This is a genomic window from Chryseobacterium rhizoplanae (assembly GCF_900182655.1).
GTDB classification, from domain to species: Bacteria; Bacteroidota; Bacteroidia; order Flavobacteriales; family Weeksellaceae; genus Chryseobacterium; species Chryseobacterium rhizoplanae.
This window is the reverse complement of the sequence record NZ_FXTC01000004.1, coordinates 187,118-206,537: the sequence shown is the minus strand read 5'-3', so window position 1 is coordinate 206,537 and position 19,420 is coordinate 187,118. Positions and strand designations below refer to the sequence as shown.

The 19,420-nt window shown below is 35.8% G+C and carries 20 protein-coding genes; 7 read left to right on the top strand and 13 right to left on the bottom strand.

The window, feature by feature from the left end:
- The first annotated feature begins 107 nt into the window (after positions 1–107).
- The 4 genes from FN817_RS11630 to FN817_RS11615 all read left to right on the top strand — a co-directional run bounded on the left by FN817_RS11630 (position 108) and on the right by FN817_RS11615 (position 6,410).
- The gene (locus tag FN817_RS11630; protein WP_047425269.1) at positions 108–701 is read left to right on the top strand and encodes a TetR/AcrR family transcriptional regulator; all 594 of its coding nucleotides are present in this window, start codon (positions 108–110) and stop codon (positions 699–701) included.
- Positions 702–790: 89 nt separating this feature from the next.
- On the top strand, positions 791–2,143 hold the full coding sequence (locus FN817_RS11625) for a TolC family protein (protein ID WP_142718058.1): 1,353 nt from the start codon (positions 791–793) through the stop codon (positions 2,141–2,143).
- Positions 2,144–2,152: 9 nt separating this feature from the next.
- Positions 2,153–3,214 (top strand): efflux RND transporter periplasmic adaptor subunit, encoded by a 1,062-nt coding sequence (locus tag FN817_RS11620; RefSeq protein WP_047374295.1) that lies wholly within the window; start codon positions 2,153–2,155, stop codon positions 3,212–3,214.
- Positions 3,215–3,221: 7 nt separating this feature from the next.
- The gene (locus tag FN817_RS11615; protein WP_142718057.1) at positions 3,222–6,410 is read left to right on the top strand and encodes an efflux RND transporter permease subunit; all 3,189 of its coding nucleotides are present in this window, start codon (positions 3,222–3,224) and stop codon (positions 6,408–6,410) included.
- 464 nt (positions 6,411–6,874) lie between these two features.
- On the opposite strand, the gene FN817_RS11610 is transcribed toward FN817_RS11615, so the two are convergent.
- From FN817_RS11610 to FN817_RS11550, 13 genes are all read right to left on the bottom strand, one after another.
- Positions 6,875–7,321 (bottom strand): KTSC domain-containing protein, encoded by a 447-nt coding sequence (locus FN817_RS11610; protein WP_142718056.1) that lies wholly within the window; start codon positions 7,319–7,321, stop codon positions 6,875–6,877.
- 146 nt (positions 7,322–7,467) lie between these two features.
- Complete coding sequence (locus FN817_RS11605; protein ID WP_142718055.1) at positions 7,468–8,364, bottom strand: aspartyl protease family protein; 897 nt, start codon at positions 8,362–8,364, stop codon at positions 7,468–7,470.
- Positions 8,365–8,554: 190 nt separating this feature from the next.
- Positions 8,555–9,319 (bottom strand): hypothetical protein, encoded by a 765-nt coding sequence (locus tag FN817_RS11600; protein WP_142718054.1) that lies wholly within the window; start codon positions 9,317–9,319, stop codon positions 8,555–8,557.
- Positions 9,320–9,870: 551 nt separating this feature from the next.
- Positions 9,871–10,548 carry a DUF2306 domain-containing protein gene (locus FN817_RS11595; protein ID WP_142718053.1) on the bottom strand — a complete coding sequence of 226 codons (678 nt, stop codon included), beginning with the start codon at positions 10,546–10,548 and terminating at the stop codon, positions 9,871–9,873.
- 123 nt (positions 10,549–10,671) lie between these two features.
- Positions 10,672–11,253, bottom strand: coding sequence for a GDP-mannose pyrophosphatase NudK (gene nudK / locus FN817_RS11590; RefSeq protein WP_142718052.1), 582 nt, complete (start codon positions 11,251–11,253; stop codon positions 10,672–10,674).
- Positions 11,240–11,599, bottom strand: a complete 360-nt coding sequence (locus tag FN817_RS11585; protein WP_142718051.1) for a DUF4406 domain-containing protein — start codon at positions 11,597–11,599, stop codon at positions 11,240–11,242. The genes nudK and FN817_RS11585 overlap by 14 nt, the downstream gene beginning before the upstream one ends.
- Positions 11,600–11,651: 52 nt before the next feature.
- Positions 11,652–12,242, bottom strand: coding sequence for a Crp/Fnr family transcriptional regulator (locus tag FN817_RS11580; RefSeq protein WP_142718050.1), 591 nt, complete (start codon positions 12,240–12,242; stop codon positions 11,652–11,654).
- Between the two features lie 4 nt (positions 12,243–12,246).
- A complete protein-coding gene (locus FN817_RS11575; protein ID WP_142718049.1) occupies positions 12,247–13,155 on the bottom strand; it encodes a TIGR01777 family oxidoreductase in 909 nt (302 codons plus the stop codon).
- A 24-nt stretch (positions 13,156–13,179) separates the two neighbouring features.
- Positions 13,180–13,524 (bottom strand): hypothetical protein, encoded by a 345-nt coding sequence (locus tag FN817_RS11570; RefSeq protein ID WP_047374313.1) that lies wholly within the window; start codon positions 13,522–13,524, stop codon positions 13,180–13,182.
- Positions 13,525–13,528: 4 nt separating this feature from the next.
- Positions 13,529–14,131 carry an HPP family protein gene (locus FN817_RS11565; protein WP_142718048.1) on the bottom strand — a complete coding sequence of 201 codons (603 nt, stop codon included), beginning with the start codon at positions 14,129–14,131 and terminating at the stop codon, positions 13,529–13,531.
- A 10-nt stretch (positions 14,132–14,141) separates the two neighbouring features.
- On the bottom strand, positions 14,142–15,038 hold the full coding sequence (locus FN817_RS11560; protein WP_142718047.1) for an arginase family protein: 897 nt from the start codon (positions 15,036–15,038) through the stop codon (positions 14,142–14,144).
- Positions 15,039–15,233: 195 nt separating this feature from the next.
- The gene (locus FN817_RS11555) at positions 15,234–16,055 is read right to left on the bottom strand and encodes a DUF2971 domain-containing protein (RefSeq protein ID WP_142718046.1); all 822 of its coding nucleotides are present in this window, start codon (positions 16,053–16,055) and stop codon (positions 15,234–15,236) included.
- 302 nt (positions 16,056–16,357) lie between these two features.
- Positions 16,358–16,735 (bottom strand): helix-turn-helix domain-containing protein, encoded by a 378-nt coding sequence (locus FN817_RS11550; RefSeq protein ID WP_167498852.1) that lies wholly within the window; start codon positions 16,733–16,735, stop codon positions 16,358–16,360.
- 352 nt (positions 16,736–17,087) lie between these two features.
- Here FN817_RS11550 and FN817_RS11545 point away from each other — a divergent pair, with 352 nt between their 5' ends.
- From FN817_RS11545 to hisS, 3 genes are all read left to right on the top strand, one after another.
- Positions 17,088–17,420 (top strand): single-stranded DNA-binding protein, encoded by a 333-nt coding sequence (locus FN817_RS11545; protein ID WP_142718044.1) that lies wholly within the window; start codon positions 17,088–17,090, stop codon positions 17,418–17,420.
- A gap of 14 nt (positions 17,421–17,434) precedes the next feature.
- Positions 17,435–17,890 carry an HRDC domain-containing protein gene (locus FN817_RS11540; protein ID WP_228451540.1) on the top strand — a complete coding sequence of 152 codons (456 nt, stop codon included), beginning with the start codon at positions 17,435–17,437 and terminating at the stop codon, positions 17,888–17,890.
- Between the two features lie 123 nt (positions 17,891–18,013).
- Complete coding sequence (hisS, locus tag FN817_RS11535) at positions 18,014–19,363, top strand: histidine--tRNA ligase (protein WP_142718043.1); 1,350 nt, start codon at positions 18,014–18,016, stop codon at positions 19,361–19,363.
- The last annotated feature ends 57 nt before the right edge of the window (positions 19,364–19,420 follow it).

Genomic DNA, 19,420 nt, shown 5'->3' with positions numbered 1-19,420 from the left:
GTACGGAAACATGATGGATGTCATGACAATTATGTTTAATTTTTTTGTTTAACAATTTTGTCAAAAATAAATTTTAGTATAAATTTGCACAAATTTGTTTAACAAAAATGTCAAATCAAGCAAAAAAAGACCAAACACAGGAATTGATCAAGGAGACAGCGAAGAATTTGTTCTTTGTGAAAGGAAAATTTGATGCTACTACGCAGGAGATTGCAGATGAAGCAGGAGTGAACAGGACCCTTATTAATTACTATTTCCGTTCAAGGGATAAGCTGATCCAGATCATCTTTGATGAGGCCCAAAGAGTAGAACAGGAAAAATCGAAGATCATTCAGAATTCTGCGCTGCCTTTTAAAGAGAAGATGAGCAAATTCATAGAAAGCAGTCTTTCTACGAGTCTTCAGTATCCGTATCTGGAAACGTATATCGTGTCACAGATCAATAAAGGAACCTGCCATCACAGAGAAATTGAGGAAGATATCCTGAACGAAATGTATAGTGATATCGAAAAAGAAATGGAGTTGGGAAATATAGAAAAAATGGCTCCGGTTCAGTTTATTCTGAATATGGTTTCGTTGTTGGTATTCCCAAGTGCCATAAGACCATTATTTATGGAAAATTTATTAATCAATGATGAAGAATATGATAAGATTATTTCTGAACGAAAAGAGATTATTATCAATATGTTGTTCAAAAACTAAAAAAACTAAAGTATTTCTGAAAATGATTCGTCATTTAGAAATAAATAATGACTGAAAATTAAATAAAAAAATAAACGAAGTATAAAATTATGAATAGAAAACGTATAACTGCTACAAAGCTAAAAATTGGGATAGCTTCAGCATTTATGATTTTCGGCTCTACATTGATGTCTGCCCAGCAGCAGGTTTCCCTGCAGGAAGCAATAAAACAGGCACTTCAGAATAAGGCAGAAGCTAAAAAAGCTGCTTTACAGATAAAAAAAGCCGAATATAAGATTGATGAAGCTAGAGCTGGTGCTCTTCCGCAGGTCAGTGCGACGGCGGGTTTAACTTATAACCCGATTATCCAGGAATCTTTGCTGGAATTTGGAGGAGAGAAAATCAGAGCTCAGTTTGGGCAGCCTTGGGGTTCAACAGCTTCTGTACAACTTCAGCAGGCGATTTTTGATCAAAGAGTGTTTACAGGACTTAAAGCTGCAAAATCAACAAGAGAATTTTATGTACTGAATGCTCAGTTGACCAATGAACAGATTATTGAAAATGTAGCAACAGCTTATTATCAGGTGTTTGTACAGGAGGAAAATCTTAAAACGGTAACCGCCAGCTATGCCAATACTGAAAAAGTAAGGAATGTTATTAAAAGTCTTGTGGATAACGGTTTGGCAAAATCAATAGATTTAGACAGAACAAATGTTCAGCTTACGAATATTGGTTCCAATAAACAGACTTTAATCAACTCTGTTGAACTTTCAAAAAATGCGCTGAAGTTTTATATGGGAATCCCGATTTCTACAGACATTGAGCTTGAAGAAAAAGAGATAGAACCAAAGCCTGAGCTGATTGCGAGCAACGTAAATCTTAATAATCGTACAGAGATTAAAGTTTTAAATAAAAACAGGGAACTTTTGGTTTTCAATAAAAAAGCAACGGAAGCTTATCTTTATCCATCAGTAAATCTTACTGCGAACTACGGATGGGGAGCAAACGGAGCAAAATTCCCATTGACAAATGGTCTAAGCAAGGGCGTTCTTTGGAGTGATTATTCAGCAATTGGTTTGAATGTAAATATTCCTATTTTCACAGGAGGAGCTACAAAAGCGAAGATCAATCAGGCAGAAATAGATATTCAGGATCTTGATGTAGATATTGAAAACACTCAGTTAAGCTTAAGTTTAGATTATAAAAATGCAGTCACCAATATGGAAAATGCATTGATTAATATCGAAAGCATGAAAGATAATGTGGGATTGGCAGAAAGAGTTCAGAAAAATACCCAGTCAAATTATCAATATGGATTAGCAACCCTTACAGAGGTACTGGATTCTGAAAATGCTTTAACACAGGCAAAACAGAACTATTCTAATGCATTGCTGGATTACAAACAGGCAGAGATCAAGCTGATAAAAGCTAAGGGTGAACTAAACACACTACAAAACTTATAATAAACTAAAATGAAAAAAACTTTAATATATATCATCGTCGCAGCAGTACTGGTAGGTTTAGCTGCTTACAAGATTGCCGGGAACAAAGAAAAGCAGACGCAGGAAGTAAAAGAAGTTGCCAAGCAGGTAGATAAAATCAACGTTAATATTGTAACTGTTACAAGAGAAAATATTGATACAGATTACTCTGCCAATGGGACATTCATTCCTAAGCAGGAAATGAACCAGTCTTCTGAAATTGCCGGGCGTATTGTAAGCGTTCTGGTAAAAGAAGGTTCAAGAGTAAGTGCAGGTCAGGTGTTGGCAACTATAAAGAGAGATGCTATCGAGGTGGATGTTACTCAGGCTCAGAATAATTTGCAAAATGCTATTATCGATAATCAGCGTTACGAAAATGCCTTTAAAACAGGAGGTGTTACAAAACAACAGGTTGATAACTCAAGACTCCAACTGAAAAATGCACAGGCAGCTGTGAAAGCTCAGGGAGTAAGAGTAAATGACACCAGCATCCGTGCAGGTATCAGTGGAACAGTCAATAAAAAGCTGGTAGAACCTGGAACAGTTGTTTCAGTAGGAACTTCTATGTTTGAAATCGTTAATATCAACAGCTTAAAACTTTCTGTTTTAGTAGATGAAAGTCAGATCGGGAAAATCCAGTTAGGTCAGGAAGTTCCGATTAAAGTAAACGTTTTGCCGGAAGACTCTTTCGTAGGTAGAATTACCTTTATCGCTCCTAAAAGTGATGCTTCTTTGAATTTCCCTGTTGAAATTGAAGTTCAGAACAGAGGAAACCTGAAAGCGGGGATGTATGCAACCGCTAAATTCAGTACAAATAACGGAGCAGAAACTCAGAATATGCTGACAGTTCCTGCAGAAGCTTTTGTAAATGGAGTAAGTTCAGGACAATTATTCGTTGTTCAGAATGGTGTTGCTAAACTGATCAAAGTAACCATCGGAAAAGTTTACGGAGATAAAGTTCAGGTTTTAAGTGGATTGAATGGAGGAGAGCAGGTAGTAACCAGCGGACAGATCAACCTGGACAACGGATCTAAAGTGAACATTATAAAGTAGCAGATCTATGAAGTTAGCAGAAATATCCATTAAAAGACCCTCGCTGGTAATTGTATTATTTACAATTCTGACGCTGGGAGGTATCCTGAGTTATACACTCATGGGATACGAATTGATTCCGAAGTTTGAAACCAACATGGTAACCATTTCTACGGTGTATCCGGGAGCTTCCCCTGCAGAGGTGGAAACATCCGTGACCCGAAAGATTGAAGATGCCGTAGGTTCCCTGGAAAACGTAAAAAAAGTTGAATCTTCTTCATATGAGAGTTTATCCGTAATCATGGTTCAGCTGAACGATGGGGCCGACGTAGACTATGCTTTGAATGATGCCCAGAGAAAGGTAAATGCCATCCTTGCAGACCTTCCGGATGACGTAAAAGCACCCTCTCTGAATAAGTTCTCCTTAGATGACTTACCGATTATCACGATGAGTATTTCATCTGATAAGCTGAACAGTAAAGACCTTTACGACTTATTAGATAAAAAGATTGAACCTATTTTCTCCCGTGTAAACGGTGTAGCACAAGTAGATCTTGTGGGTGGGCAGGAGAGAGAAATTCAGGTAAATCTTGATGAGAAAAAACTTCAGGGGTACGGACTTTCAATTGGAGACGTACAACAGGCTATTCTTTCATCAAACCTTGACTTCCCTACAGGAAGTTTGAAAACGAGAACTACAAAATCTACGATCAGGCTATCAGGAAAGTATAAGTCTACTGAAGAAATGAACAACCTTGTAGTTTCCAATAAAAACGGAGCTCAGGTACGTTTGTCTGATATCGCAACAGTTTTTGACTCTCAGAAAGATGTTGAAAAAGTAGCGAGATTCAACCAGTTCCCGACCATTTTGATGCAGGTTAAAAAACAATCTGATGCCAATGCGGTTGCAGTATCTGAAAGCGTTCAGAAAACCATTAAAACAGTAGAAGAAGCATACAAAGTTCAGGGAGTAAAAGTAAAAATCGTAAACGATACTACAGAATTTACCCTTGAGTCAGCCAACCACGTTATTTTCGACTTATTCTTAGCGATTATCCTTGTGGCAATTGTGATGTTATTATTCCTTCACAGTATCAGAAACGCATTTATCGTAATGGTTTCTATCCCGGCTTCATTGGTGGCAGCGTTCATCGGAATGAACTTAATGGGATATACCTTGAACCTTATGAGTTTACTGGGGCTATCGCTTGTGGTAGGTATCCTGGTGGATGACGCGATCGTAGTACTGGAAAACATTTACCGTCACATGGAGATGGGTAAAAGTAAGATCAGAGCAGCTTATGACGGAGCTTCAGAGATCGGATTTACTGTTGCAGCGATTACATTGGTAATTGTGGTGGTATTCTTACCGATTGCAATGAGTTCAGGTCTTGTAGCCAACATTCTTGCTCAGTTCTGCGTCACCGTAGTTATCGCAACCTTATTGTCATTGCTGGCTTCATTTACCATCATTCCTTGGTTATCATCAAGATTCGGTAAGCTGGAACATTTGACAGGTAAAAACTGGTTTGAGAAATTCATTCTTTGGTTTGAAGGATTAATTGACAAGTTTACACACTGGATCACTGGAATCCTTGAATGGTGTCTGAAAACGACATTAAGAAGAATTTCAACAGTAGTGATCACATTCATTGTCTTAATCAGTTCATTCATGCTGGTAGCATTCGGATTCATTGGAGGTGAATTCTTCCCGCCGATTGACCGTGGTCAGTTCCTGGTACAAATGGAGCTGTCAAAAGATGCAACCGTTGAAAAAACAAACCAATTAACATTAGAGGTTGAGAAGTTTTTAAGAAATGATAAAGATGTTGTAGACCTTATTACAACCGTTGGACAGCAGTCTACAGGTTTTGGTGGGGCTCAGGCAACAACGTACCAGTCTGAGGTTCAGGTAAATTTAACAGATAAGTCTGAGCGTTCTGAAAGTACCAACATCAAAGCTGCGAAAATAAAAAGACAGTTAGAAGAGAAATTCACAGGAGTTGAATTTAAAACAGCTCCGATTGGTATCATGGGTGCTGAAAATGCTCCTATTGAAATGGTTGTAACAGGGCCGGATAACGAAACCGCTGTAAAAGAAGCGACAAGAATTCTGGAACTATTGAAAAAAGTTCCAGGAGCTGTAGACGCTGAATTATCTACAGATACTGGTAGCCCTGAAGTTCAGGTAAGTATCGACAGAGATAAAATGTCTTCTCTAGGGTTAAATCTTTCAAGTGTAGGACAGACAATGCAGACTGCATTTAACGGAAATACAGATGGAAAATTCAGAGCCGGAGAATATGAATATGATATTAATATCCGTTTTGGAGATGTCAACAGACAATCCATTGATGATGTTAAAAACCTTATGTTTACAAACCCTCAGGGGCAGCAGGTTCGTTTAAGCCAGTTTGCTGAAGTAAAAATGGGTTCAGGACCAAGCTTACTTGAACGTAGAGATAAATCTCCTTCTGTAAAAGTAAGAGCAAAAGCAGTAGGTAGACCGGTAGGGGACGTCGCTAATGAGTGGGCAAACCAGTTCATGAACAGCAACAAAAAACCTATTGGAGTAGATTACATCTGGAGTGGAGATATGGAGAACCAGCAGGAAGGTTTCGGTACGTTGGGAATTGCTTTATTAGCAGCTATCGTATTGGTATACCTGGTAATGGTTTCACTATATGACAGTTTCGTATATCCTTTCGTAGTATTGTTCTCAATCCCGTTAGCGATGATCGGAGTAATGGTAATCCTTGCCTTAACTGCCAACTCACTGAACATCTTCACCATGCTAGGGATGATCATGTTGATTGGTCTGGTAGCGAAGAATGCGATCCTTATCGTTGACTTTACGAATGCAAGAAAAGCAGCAGGAGCGAATACTCATGACGCCTTGGTACAAGCCAACCACGCTCGTCTTCGTCCGATCCTGATGACAACCATTGCGATGATCTTCGGTATGTTACCGATCGCATTAGCAACAGGTGCAGGAGCTGAGATGAACAAAGGTCTTGCATGGGTAGTAATCGGTGGTTTGACATCGTCTCTATTCCTTACCCTGATCATTGTACCGGTAGTGTACTCTCTATTTGACTCTGTTCTACGCAGAATGGGTAAAGATAACAAAGTAGACTACGAAGCTGAAATGAAAGCGGATTACGTACACAGAGAACTGAATGAAGACGGATTTACGCCGAAACATTTAGATAAATAAAAATTAAACCTTTAATTAACCGAAAGCGCCTCAGATTTTCTGAGGCGCTTTTTTTATGTTGATATATAATATAGGTTTTGGCTAAAGCCGAAGGATGAGTTTTATTATTGTAAATGGGCTAAAGCCCATTTCTATTGATGAGTAATCATAACGTTATGAAGATCTTTCTTTTAAATGTTATTACTAAGAAAAAGAGTTTGTTTTTACAGTTAAATTATTGATTTTGTCATTCTGACGAAGGAAGAATCTCATTGATAATTAAACCCATTAGATTCTTCACTGCATTTTATTTCGTTCAGAATGACACTAGTTGTACTATAAGATATTCAATAGGAGTGGGCTTTAGCCCACTTAATTCTATAATATTCATTATCGGGCTTTAGCCAAAACATGATATCCGGTTTTAGGTAACAAAAAGAGCTTTCAGCGTATGCTGAAAGCTCTTCTATATTGTAACGAAAAAATTAATCTGCCATAGCCTCTCCGGACTTTCTGTAGATAAAGTTTCCATAGATGTGTCTTCTTGCAAAACGGCTTGGTGAATCAGCATTAACCATTTTGATATAAGTATTTCTTGGAACTCCCATATACTCATACATATTTCCGTTCAGGTGCTGAACCGTTAAAATCGATTTTTCAAGATAAAAATCCTGAATGTTAGATTTCGTAATGGTTTCTGTATATTCTTCTTTGTATTTATCCTGTGTTTCAGAATTAATGCTTACCAAAAAGTGATATGCCTCAATTACAGACTTGCTTTTTTCTTCAGCTTCTGTTTTTCCGGCTTCATCATTAATGAATTTATCAGGATGTGTATCTTTCATCACATTTCTGTAAATGGTCTTTAATTCTTTTAAAGTAACATTTTTATCTACTCCAAGAAGTGTTCTGTGTTCACCAATTTTTTTCATATCTCTAACCCTTATTTTCGGGGTGCAAAATTAAGCAATTAAATTCAAAAAACCATAACTTATTCATTATTAATTTATTTGGATTTTTTTAAAGAGTTGGTTGATGATAACTAAGAGCAGTGAAAGTGTATAGTTAAGTTTTACAGCTAATTAAATTCAGAGTACAGGTTTTTATTTAACTTAAAATAAATAAATCCGTTCTTAAAATCAATCACAGTATTGAATCTTTTTAAAAACTGATTGCCAAAAAATCCCGCCATTTTTTCCGTAGCATCAATGCCTTTTGTAGAGACTGAAAGTGTAATCGGGAGGTTATAAAGGTATTTTTGGGCAAACTTTACATTTGGACAAAGAACTACAGGCATTTCATAGACAGAACCATCAGAACCTCTTGCTGTAGCCTTACCGATGGTTTTCATAACTTTTATCAACCCATTATTTTTAGCAAAAGGAGAAGCTATTGTAAGCACATCATCCGCTCCGCTGTCAAGTCCGAAAAACCCTGAATAATCTTTATCATTTATGACCATACTGCTTTCTACAGCAGGGTAGTTGTCGACCATATGCAGTTTCATCTTTTCATATCCCGTCAAATCCATGGACAGATCATTTTCTTCATAAAACCGGATTTCATTTTTATGATAATCAATCTCAATGATTTTTCCTTTCATCAGATCAGTTCCGAAAACCCCGTCAAAATTGGCAGAATCATAGGGAATAAGAGTAAACCGGATATCATTTTTCTGAGTGTTTCCAAACTGCACTGTATTATGGCTGCTGTAATCAACTGTATTTATCCCGTTTGAGCCCTTGTTTTCAGACTGTCCATCAATAGTAAGCGGTACTTTTTTCTTTGCATTGATATTGATGACAGAACCATCGGCACCTGTATCAAACAGGAACTTTATACTGTCGGTTGTATTGACTTTACAGTACACATAAACAGAATTGTTTTCCAGGGAAAAGGGTAGGATGACAGGTTTCTTCTGAGCTGATACTGTTATAGAAAATAACAAAGTCAGAATAATAACAATGAGTTTCATGGAATGAGTTTTATATGAACGAAAATAATTGTAATCGTTGCTTGCACAAAGAAATAACAGGCTATTAACCCTCCTTTAACCGTTCCTTAACCGTTCTCTATAAAATATCTGCCTATAAAAAAACAGTACCCAACCTGGGTACTGTCATTATATTTTAATAAGTAATTTTTTTTTGATTTCTGAATCAACATTATGGTTCATCACAGGTTCTCTTCAACTTTGTAAAGATCTTGTCAAAATCCTTGTAAGAAGTTACCTCATCTTCACGTTTCTGTCTGAAACTGCTGTTGGCACAGTTGTGAAAGCCAAGACCAATAAGGTCTATCAGCGCATAATCTTCTTTCTGCGGATCATTCATTTTGGCATCAAATCTTGCCATTACGCTTTTCGGATCAGCATTATTTTTACTCTTAAGCTCAGTGTAATTTTTCCATGCGATAAACATCTTTTCTCTGTCCGGAGAGGATATGGCGTCAATCTGTTCTCTGCAGGTGTTGTAATATTTACTGTTTCTAAGGGTGGAAGGATCAGAATAAGCCAGGATTTCTTCTTTATTCAGCTGATATTCATTTTCAAAAGAATCAATGGTTTCTTCCATTAATTTTTTCCATCTTGGAAGATCAATGACTTTAAGGCTGTACAGTTCCTTTTTCTTTTCCTCATACTGCTTTTCAAGGTCCTGTAAGTAAGCTTCTCTGTTTTGGCGGATTTCTTCAAGCTGGGAAAGTTTAAAAACAGGTCGGGTATCAAATACAACTCCATTGAACTGGTACAAAAGCTTATTGACTCCGTCTATTTCTTCTTTTTTGTATTTAGCCGAATCAAAATACCCCTTATTATCACAATTAAAAGTCTGATAGCTGTAAGGTGTCAGATTGGTTGCTTTTGCAGGAGTTTTTTGCCCCCAAATAGTAATGGATAAGGCCAAAGCAAGCCCGATCATCATTTTTTTCATGTACATAACCTGTTGAAAGAATCCGAATTTTCTGAATTTCAGTGCAAAATTAACGCTTTAAATTCAAAATATAAAGGATTAAATAGATTTTCTCAATTGATTTTCCAAATTTTATATGGATTTTATACTGCAGGTTTCATTTTGCTGTTATATTATCCATGTAATTTTTATAGAAAGCCTTTCACAATAAGGTATACAAAGAATATAAATAAAAATTAAGTAAGTTGATATTGCTGGTAATTTGCATGGACTTCGACAAACTTCTATGTGGATTTAAGTTCAAATTCAATAGGTTTAGAATGAAAATTCAAAGATCAGATTATTGATAGTTCCTTTTCGTAGTTGTGATGATTGTTTTTTCAGATTTAAAATAATAGCTTTACATGAATTAACACGAAACCATGATATATTATTTTTTTCTTCTTTTTATTATCGTTGTTTTTGGAGGAATCGCTTATCTTATAATGCGTTTTTTCAATAAATGGACAAAAAATAATAAGTATGAAGTTCTTTTTAACACCTTAATATTTATTGCATCTTTTTTCCTGGTATCATTTATCGGTATCTGTATTTTCCTTTCCAGCCTGGATTTTTCCCGTTAACAAACGATCTTTTTTGAGAATCATATAAGCAATGGTCAGGTTGATCAAAAAGGCAGCCCAGACATTCAGACCATAAAAAAGTTCATAATCATGCTGTGTTTCATTATACAACAGATGCTTAACAATTCTGAAAGTAATGGCTGTTGTAGTCACCGCGTAGCTTAAAACCATATAATTTCTATGCCTGATAATATTTCCTTTTTTGATAGAAAGGACAGCAGCAATAGTGAAATAAGCCCAGAGAACATCCTGAATCAGAAATCCTGTAATTCCGATAAGGCCTCCATTTGAAAACAATCCCAGTACGAAGCATGCCGGAACATTGATGATCAAAATATTGTAAACATATATTTTCCCAATGATCCTATGAAGGTTTCTATTTTCCTTTAAAAACCGATTTGAAAACTGTGTAAGGCCAGCCAGAAGACAAAGCGTAATAGAAAAAATATGAATGTAGAAAAAAGCCATCCAGTATGGATTACCGACTACCTGCTGCTTAAAGACCAGAAATCCGATGTTTTTATCAAAAGAAGTATATTGGGAAATCGTTTTCAGCATTAGAATACTGAAAATTAATACTGAAAATACAGCGATTACTTTAATGATTTTTATTCCCAATACCTTCATTATTCATGATTATTGTACCAATTCTCATAGATTGGAACTTAAACTTCCAAAACGTCTGTAATCTGTTAAACATACATTTTACTCATCATTAATGATCGATCAATTATCAATGATATCCTGATTCTACATAATTCCTTTGATTCGTAAATGCTGCAAAAGCATAATGGTTTTAGCATCTTTGATTTCTCCTGTATCAATCATTTTCAGAGCTTCCTCAAAAGAAAGTTCCAGAACTTCTATATTTTCACCTTCCTCTTCCAATCCGCCGCCGTCTGTAATTTTCATTTCATTTGAATATTCTGCGATAAAGAAATGCAGGATTTCCGTAACAGATCCGGGAGACATATAAGCTTTAAATATCTTTTCAACTCTGGAGATTTTATACCCGGTTTCTTCTTCAGTTTCCCGTTTTATGCAATCTTCCGGATTATCATTATCCAAAAGTCCTGCACAGGCTTCAATAAGCATTCCTGTCTCATTTCCGTTGATATAAGTGGGCAGCCGGAATTGTCTGGTTAGAATAACCGTGTTTGAAAGTTGGTTGTAAAGGAGAATAACCGCTCCGTTTCCGCGGTCGTAGGCTTCTCTGCTTTGAGTTTCTGTGGTTCCATCCTTTTTCAAAACAGAGTAGGTAACTTTGTTCAGTGTATACCAGTTATCTGAAAGGATTTCTGTCTGAAGGATATTGATATCAGGATTTTGCATAAGGAATATCTTCTATGGTATAATAAATGGTAAGACATCTTTCTTTGGCTATTCTTACATCTTCATCAGCTCCTTTTGATGCGCCTTCTATACGCAGCACGGCATCACATTTTTCCAGAAGGGCATGAGCTACGGGATATTGTATTTCCTGCCATGCTTCATCACCTATTTGGGTAGATCCGGCAAGATTAATCAATGGCAATGCAACCCATTCTCCGATAATAGGAATATGTCCTTTTCTGAAAATAGGAAGAGCAACGGCTTCAAGATTGTGAAGATTCTGCTGAATACGCTGCGGATCATCATTCGTTCCGCTGCGGTAAGGGCCTGCAATAAGTATAAACATAATTTTTTTAGGTAAAGTAACAGAACTTTCAGAATAAAAAAAATAATATAGCTTAAGAGGAAATGTTTTTTTGTTTGGATTTTATAAGGCTTAAAAATTCAGGAGTGATCCCTAAATAAGAAGCAATTTGTTTTTGTCTGATCCGTTTTACCGCTTCAGGATATTTCTGTAAAAAGTTATAATAGCGTTCTTCTGCCGGCAAAGAAAGATTTTCAATCGTTCTGAGCTGTTCTCTGATGTAAGCATTTTGCATCATGATCCGGAAAAACCGTTCAAATTTCGGGACTTTGTGATAAAGGTTATCCAGATGATCTTTTTGAAGCTGCAAAACAGAGCTGTCTTCCAAAGCTTCAATATTCAGCATGGCAGGTTTCTGATTGATGAAACAATACATATCAGTGATCCACCAGTCTGAGATAGCGAACATGATCGTAGATTCTTTTCCCGTGGTATCCATATGAAAAGCTCTCAAAATTCCTGTCTGAACAAAATTGATTTCTTTACAAGATTGTTGCTGTTGTAAAATCAATTCTTTCTTAGCAACCTTTTTTTCCTTTAATAGAGAGAGAAAATAAGATTTCTCCTGATTGGTAAGCGAAATATGCCTGGAAATATTTTTTAGGATTAAATGTTCTTCCCCCATTCTGTTATTGCTTCTTTAATAGATCTTCTAAAGCCTCATTCAGATCCGGAAACTTAAAATGAAAGCCTGCATCCTGAAGTTTCTGTGAAGACGCTCTGGAACCTTCCAGTATAGCCGTAGCCAGTTCTCCGAAGATGAGTTTCAAGACAAATCCCGGAACATTGGGCATGAATAAAGGTTTTCCAAGTACTTTGGCAATCTTTTTTGTAAGATCTTTGTTAGTAGTATGTTGTGGAGAAGCAGCATTATAAGCTCCGTCCATTGCTGGATTTTTTAAAGCAAGCTCATAAACAGAACAGATGTCTTCAACATGAATCCATGGCATATATTGTTGGCCGCTTCCTAAAGGTGATCCAATATAATATTGAATAGGAGGAATCATTTTCTTTAAAGCCCCATCTTTTTCGGAAAGTACAACAGCTGTTCGTATTTTGACCACTCTTTCTGCCAGATCCTGTTCTTTAAAATCGTCTGCAGCACGTTCCCATAAGACCACAACTTCACTTAGAAAATCATTACCGGGAGGATCATTTTCATTATAAATCTTTTCCGAAGTTTCAGTACCGTAAAAATTAATTCCTGAAGCTGAAATAAAGGACTTAAGCTTGAGTTTATTTTTTCTTAAAGCATTTCGAAGTAATTCCGCTGAATCAACCCGGCTGGAGATCAATTCTCTTTTTCTTTCCGGTGTCCAGCGCTTTTCTGAAATATTGGCACCGGCAAGATGAATGATATGAGAAACATTCTCCAGAGCAGTTTCATCTATAGTTCCTTTTCTGATATCCCATTCGTATTCATGATCATGTTTTTTTTTTCGGGTCAGAAATCTGATTTCATATTCTTTGCCTATCTTTTTGGCCAGTTCTTTGGCGATCATACCACTGGCTCCGGTGATCAGAACAACTTCTTTCATACTATTTTATTTAAGGTGTGTGGGTTATGCCTGATTCTTTACAATAAGTACAAAATCATCCTCCAGAAGTTTATAGCCGTAATCATAAATAAACTTGTATTCAGAACCGTTTTTATAAACTTTCAGATTGGTGAAATAATCAAAATCAAAACCTAAGCCATCCAGTCTGGACCTGGCTACTTTTGTTTTACCGTCGGTATTAATTTCCATCAGGATTCTGTAGTTTTTGCGGAGTTTGTTGTTCACATTCCGCATCAGGTTGTTAGAATCCTTATTTTGCTTATTATTATAGGCGTTTCGGCAGGCATCGTTGCAAAACTTTTTATCGGACCTCCCGATGATTTTCTCGCCACATTCCAGACAATTCATCTTTTTATTTTTTTATTTTGTGGGGATGTGCATGTCTTTTTCGTAACAGCCTCATGAATCTGCTGTGAGTAGGATAGCTTCTGTTAGGAGTAATATTATTAAAAAATAGAGCTACCAACAGTAAAATGATACATCCGGAAAGAACAGGGGAGATGACATACCAATATCCCAATTCCGGAATTTTCCCGGTAGAACTTACAGCAATCAGGGCTGTAGCACCACCTGGTGGATGCAGGGTTTTGGTATACTGCATCAATACAATAGAAAAAGCTACTGCCAAAGGAGCCGAAAGCCAGATAATATGCGGAACAAACTGATAGACTGTGACTCCTACCAATGCAGACAACACATGTCCGCCTACAAGATTTCTGGGTTGTGCCAGCGGGCTCTGTATGGCTCCATAAATAAGAACACTTGAAGCCCCAAAAGAACCAATCAGGAATATATTCTCAGTTTCCGCTAACGAATGAGACTGGATAAATGCAATGATTCCAATCCCGAAAAATGCACCCAAAAATGACCAGAAATGCTCTTTGTAATCAACAAGCGTTTCTTTATAAATCACATATTTGGAAACTCTGAATGTTCTTTTTATAGTCTTCTTCATTTAGTCTTCTTTATTTTTTTATAATTTGAATTAAATTTTCTACAAATGGCCGGGTATAGGTTTCGTTTTCATCATAATCAGGATCTAAAATAGTAATCTCTATCCCAAAACACAATGGACTATCGAATAAAGGTTCCAGCATTTCCCTGAGATCATCATAGCTGATTCCGTCTTCCATTCTGCTGTCTACAGCCGGCATTATTTCATCTTTCAGAATATCCACATCAAAATGAATAAAAAAGCCGTCCAGATCTTTATCATTCACCATTTTCAGAAAGTCTTCAGCGGTTTTTCTGAAGCCATTCTCTCTGAGACGGTAAAGATCATAATAATGAATATTGGAATTGATAATTTGATTAACATATTCTTCATCATCTGTTTCTGCATTTCCGCAGCAGAAAATATTTTCCTCAGATAAATAGGGCTTTAAACCATCAATATTGGTAAGCTTCTCGTGTCCGGTTCCGGTAATGATGGCGAGATCCATTCCTGCTGCACCTCCGGTTTCTGAAAGTTCCGGTGGGATAAAATCTGTGTGGCCGTCTAGATAAAAGAGTCCGAAGTTTCCCAGTGTTTTCATAGCGACAGCATTTCCAATCAGAATGCTGCAGTCACCACCCAGGATAATGTTGAATGTATTTTTTTCGTAATTCTTAAGAATATAATCAGCCTGCTTTTTGGCGTATTCAATAATAAGATCTGCATTTCTGACATTTGATTCCTCATCAAAATCCATGGAATATTCAGGAGCATCAAGTCTGAAAACTTTTTTAGGAGCAATTCTACGATGAAAATCAAATTTCCTGAGCCAGTCCGGAAGTTTTCGAACCCCGGGTTCTGTCTCATGTTCCTTTTTTGTAAGTCCCAAATTGAGAGGAAACTCAAAAATATTGATATTCCTTTTCATAGATGAATTTTCACAAAGATACGGAATTATCCGTTTGTAAATGGATAGGATTTGAATGCGAAAAAGAAAGTCAGAATAGAAAATTCCATTCTGACTTTCTTATATTTTAGTAAAAGTATTGGTGGCAAAGTAGAGAGGTTTTCAATTCCGACATAAACCGTATAATTTGCCAGTATAATGTTAACTGTAGTTTCTCTATATAAAGGATTTTATATTTACATATGTTCCTTCAATCAATTTTTGTCTTTTATTGGAATTTTTTTTATAATCATCTTCATTGATTGCAATTAGATTTGTTGAGTTATCTTGTATGTCCATATATTTAATTTCTATATTTTCAAGATCCACAGACTTTAATATATTTCGTATAATGTTTTCAAATTCTTTATCAATTCTGTATCCAAAGTATATTTTCACAATTTTCGCACGACCATCGAAATCTTCATATCCTGGGTGTCCCCACTTTCTCCATTCTTTTTCATAATTCCAATGAGGTGATTTAACAGTTAAGCTATTATAAAAATCTCTTTTCATCTCTACTAAATCTTCATTTGGAGAATTGTGGTCACACATTAATGATTTAATATTTAATGAATCTACTTTATCTGAATACTTCACCTTTATCAAATCATTTTCAACTAATAAATCTTCAGAAAATTCAAATGCAAGACAAAAACCTGTATGTGATGAGGCATAATGTGACCACATTAAGATATTGCTGTAATCTTCCGAAAATGATGAAAAGCAAAGTCCACTTAAAATATTTCTACGTAGGAAATTCAGACATTCAATTAATTGTTCGTTATCATATTTTAACCAATCTAATTTTGTGTTAATTTCACTTTCTTTGATATGCTTTCTATATTGATTTAAATCTTCTTGAGAATATTCTTGACTAATTAACGTCAATGATTCTAAAGGATCATTCATTTTAAGAGCGGGATTCATCCAGACAGATTTACAAGAGAGAGCTTTTATAGAATTAATGTTCTCTGGAAAATATTTATATAAAATCATAAGTTAATTGTTTGTAATAAATTATGTCTAACAAAAAAAATATTGACGAGGTGTGGAAAAAGTTGAACAGTAGTTCAATTTTAGACTAAACGTTGCCGATATTTTTTCCATGAAACTAAACTAATAAAAATGTATGGAATGGAAAAATAATGGTGATAAAGTAGGACAGGATTTTCAATTCCGACATAAATGCCGCATTTTGCAAAACATATGATTGAGCGCGAAATTAATATGCTTCTTAAAAAAGAAAGTCAGAATAGAAAAATTTCCACTCTGACTTCAATATTTTTAGTTTATGATATCTATTTTTTCAGTCTTTCGATTTCCTCTTTCAGCAGACCTATATATTCCTGCATCGTTTTAATAATTTCTATGCTTAGCTCATTGCTGATATTTGTAACATTACTATTGTCACCGCTGTTGTTAGCATTGACAGAAGATCCCGGACTGTCATTAAATACAGGATTTTCGATAATAATTTTAGTTTCCTCTTCTTCATAAATTTCCTCAACAGGAACCTCTAAAAATTTGGCAAGTTTGGACCATTCTGTCTGTGTTATAGATACAGCACCACTTTCTTTTCTGCTATAGTTGGAAACGTCAGTTGGGATTACCTCAGCCATTTGTTGCTGGGTGAAGCCTTTCATCTTTCTTACTGTACGGAGTTTTTCTTTTTGCATGTCAGACATTTTTACAAATTTGCAAAAAAAAATTAAATTAATTAGAAAAAAAATCCTTGGTAATACATCTATTTTTCAATGTTTTTTTTAAAGGAGAAAATATTTTAGGATATAGTTTTTTATCATTTAATTTTTACTTTAAAAGTGATGATTAATGTTTTTTAAGCTTAATAAATAGTTTTTTAAACAGAATTCTATTTATTTCATTATCCGTTTTCAAACGACTACAAACGGATTTAAATAGTTTATAACCGACTGAGGATTGGTAACATCACAATCTTTGCAACAGAGATTTGAGAAAAACAGTGAACGTCTCTTATCTGAATTTATTAATCTTTAAAATCTAAAAGTTATGTCACTAAGAAACAAAGTAACATTAATTGGTTACACAGGAAAAGAAGTTGAAATGGTAAACTTCGATAACGGAAATGTAAAAGCAAGCGTATCCTTGGCAACAAGTGATCATTACACCAATGCCAAAGGAGAAAAAGTAGAAGAAACGCAATGGCACAATCTTATTGCTTTTGGGAAAACGGCTGAAATTTTTGAAAAATATGTTTCTAAGGGAAAAGAAATTGCCGTAGAAGGCAAGCTTACCTACAGATCATATGATGATAAAGAGGGGGTAAAGCGGTATGTCACAGAAATTCGTGTAGACGAGATTCTATTATTAGGAGGGAAATAATTCTAAAAACACAAATGATGAAAGTAAAAGTTTTTAAAATAAGACTTCCGGAAGAATTTCTGTACAGAGATCAGAAAATGCTGGATGATTTCCTGGATGCCCATGAGATTATGAAAGTAGAAACAGCTTTTGTAAGTGAAGAACGGTATTGGTCTGTAATATTGTATTTTGAAGATCTGAAACTGACAAAAAATACAGTTAAAGAACCAAAAGCAGTTAAATATTCTGCAGAGAATGATTTCCTGAATACAGACGAAGAAAAGATATTGGATGCACTGAAGCTTTGGCGGTCTGAAAAAGCCCGGGAACAGAATCTTCCCACTTATTTCATCGCCAGCAATAAAGAGCTGATATCTGTAGCCAAGTATAAGCCTGCAAGGAAAGAAGAGTTGCAGGAGATCAAAGGGTTTGGAAAGCATAAGATTGAAAATTATGGTGAAGAGATCCTTGAGATTCTTGAAAGCGTGTGATTTTTCAGAATAATTGATAACACACAGCAAAAAAGCTGGGGAAGATTCTTTCTTCAGCTTTTTATGCTGTGTAAAGTCCATGCAATTCCGTACTTTTGCATTTATCAAAATGACATACAAAAAATGAAGCCAAGTTTAGCAAAAGGGACGAGAGATTTTACGGCACAGGAAGTTTCCAGAAGAAAATATATCATCAATATTTTACAGAATAATTTTGAATTATTCGGGTTTCAGCCATTGGAAACTCCAAGCTTTGAAAATCTTTCTACACTGACAGGGAAATACGGAGAAGAAGGAGACCGTTTGATTTTTAAGATTTTAAATTCTGGGGATTATACTTCTGATGTTAATCAGGAAGACTGGGATCATAAAAACCATCAGAAACTTGTTTCTCAAATTTCAGAAAAAGCTCTTCGTTATGACCTTACTGTACCTTTTGCAAGATTTGTAGCTATGAATCATGGGAAACTTACATTTCCATTCAAACGTTCCCAGATCCAGCCGGTTTGGAGAGCTGACAGGCCTCAGAAAGGAAGATACCGAGAGTTTTATCAGTGTGATGCAGATGTAGTAGGAAGTGAAAGCTTATTACAGGAAGTAGAGCTTGTTCAGCTGTATTTAAAATCATTTGCGGACCTGAAAGTTCCTGTTACGATTCATATGAACAACAGAAAGATACTTTCCGGATTAGCAGAATATGCAGGAATTACAGATAAGCTGATTGACTTCACGGTAGCACTAGATAAGCTGGATAAAATCGGTAAAGAAGGCGTTGTAAAAGAATTACTGGAAAGAGAAATTTCTCAGGAATCTATTGACAAACTGGATTTCTTATTCAGCCAGTCTGATGATGCATTGGAAAACCTTCTTCAACTGAAAGAAAAGTTTGCAGGAAATGAAATCGGTCTGAAAGGAGTAGAAGAACTTGAATATGTCCTTACACAGTCTCTGAGCCTTGGTGTTGATATGCAAAATCTTGTATTCAATATTACCCTGGCAAGAGGACTGGATTATTATACAGGTGCTATCTTTGAAGTGAAAGCAGATGAGGTTGCTATGGGATCTATCGGCGGCGGCGGTAGATATGATAACCTTACAGAAGTTTTTGGCGTTAAAAATATTCCGGGAATAGGAATTTCATTCGGATTAGATAGAATCTATCTGGTAATGGAAGAACTGAACCTTTTCCCTGAAGAAGCATCATCCAAAATCGAATATTTGTTTGCTAATTCTGGAGGAGAAGAAACAATAGAAGCTTTAAAATTGATCATGCAGCTAAGAGCAAAAGGAATTTCAGCAGAATTATACCCAGAAAATGCAAAGATCAATAAGCAGTTTACTTACGCAGAAAAGAAAGGGATAAAAAATGTAGTTTTCCTGGGTGAAGAAGAAATTAAAAATAATACAGTTACCTATAAAGATCTTGAAGCAGGAGAAAAGAAAACTGTTTCTCTGGAAGAATTCTTAGGATAATATGGCCAAAGCTACCCAATAGATTTATCAATTGGTAAAAGAAAAACAACCACAAAA

Coding starts and splice junctions, on each gene's coding strand:
- FN817_RS11630 (WP_047425269.1), top strand. CDS start 108: ATGTCAAATCAAGCAAAAAAAGACCAAACACAGGAATTGATCAAGGAG.
- FN817_RS11625 (WP_142718058.1), top strand. CDS start 791: ATGAATAGAAAACGTATAACTGCTACAAAGCTAAAAATTGGGATAGCT.
- FN817_RS11620 (WP_047374295.1), top strand. CDS start 2,153: ATGAAAAAAACTTTAATATATATCATCGTCGCAGCAGTACTGGTAGGT.
- FN817_RS11615 (WP_142718057.1), top strand. CDS start 3,222: ATGAAGTTAGCAGAAATATCCATTAAAAGACCCTCGCTGGTAATTGTA.
- FN817_RS11610 (WP_142718056.1), bottom strand. CDS start 7,321: ATGAAAAAAATTGGTGAACACAGAACACTTCTTGGAGTAGATAAAAAT.
- FN817_RS11605 (WP_142718055.1), bottom strand. CDS start 8,364: ATGAAACTCATTGTTATTATTCTGACTTTGTTATTTTCTATAACAGTA.
- FN817_RS11600 (WP_142718054.1), bottom strand. CDS start 9,319: ATGAAAAAAATGATGATCGGGCTTGCTTTGGCCTTATCCATTACTATT.
- FN817_RS11595 (WP_142718053.1), bottom strand. CDS start 10,548: ATGAAGGTATTGGGAATAAAAATCATTAAAGTAATCGCTGTATTTTCA.
- nudK (WP_142718052.1), bottom strand. CDS start 11,253: ATGCAAAATCCTGATATCAATATCCTTCAGACAGAAATCCTTTCAGAT.
- FN817_RS11585 (WP_142718051.1), bottom strand. CDS start 11,599: ATGTTTATACTTATTGCAGGCCCTTACCGCAGCGGAACGAATGATGAT.
- FN817_RS11580 (WP_142718050.1), bottom strand. CDS start 12,242: ATGGGGGAAGAACATTTAATCCTAAAAAATATTTCCAGGCATATTTCG.
- FN817_RS11575 (WP_142718049.1), bottom strand. CDS start 13,155: ATGAAAGAAGTTGTTCTGATCACCGGAGCCAGTGGTATGATCGCCAAA.
- FN817_RS11570 (WP_047374313.1), bottom strand. CDS start 13,524: ATGAATTGTCTGGAATGTGGCGAGAAAATCATCGGGAGGTCCGATAAA.
- FN817_RS11565 (WP_142718048.1), bottom strand. CDS start 14,131: ATGAAGAAGACTATAAAAAGAACATTCAGAGTTTCCAAATATGTGATT.
- FN817_RS11560 (WP_142718047.1), bottom strand. CDS start 15,038: ATGAAAAGGAATATCAATATTTTTGAGTTTCCTCTCAATTTGGGACTT.
- FN817_RS11555 (WP_142718046.1), bottom strand. CDS start 16,055: ATGATTTTATATAAATATTTTCCAGAGAACATTAATTCTATAAAAGCT.
- FN817_RS11550 (WP_167498852.1), bottom strand. CDS start 16,735: ATGCAAAAAGAAAAACTCCGTACAGTAAGAAAGATGAAAGGCTTCACC.
- FN817_RS11545 (WP_142718044.1), top strand. CDS start 17,088: ATGTCACTAAGAAACAAAGTAACATTAATTGGTTACACAGGAAAAGAA.
- FN817_RS11540 (WP_228451540.1), top strand. CDS start 17,435: ATGATGAAAGTAAAAGTTTTTAAAATAAGACTTCCGGAAGAATTTCTG.
- hisS (WP_142718043.1), top strand. CDS start 18,014: ATGAAGCCAAGTTTAGCAAAAGGGACGAGAGATTTTACGGCACAGGAA.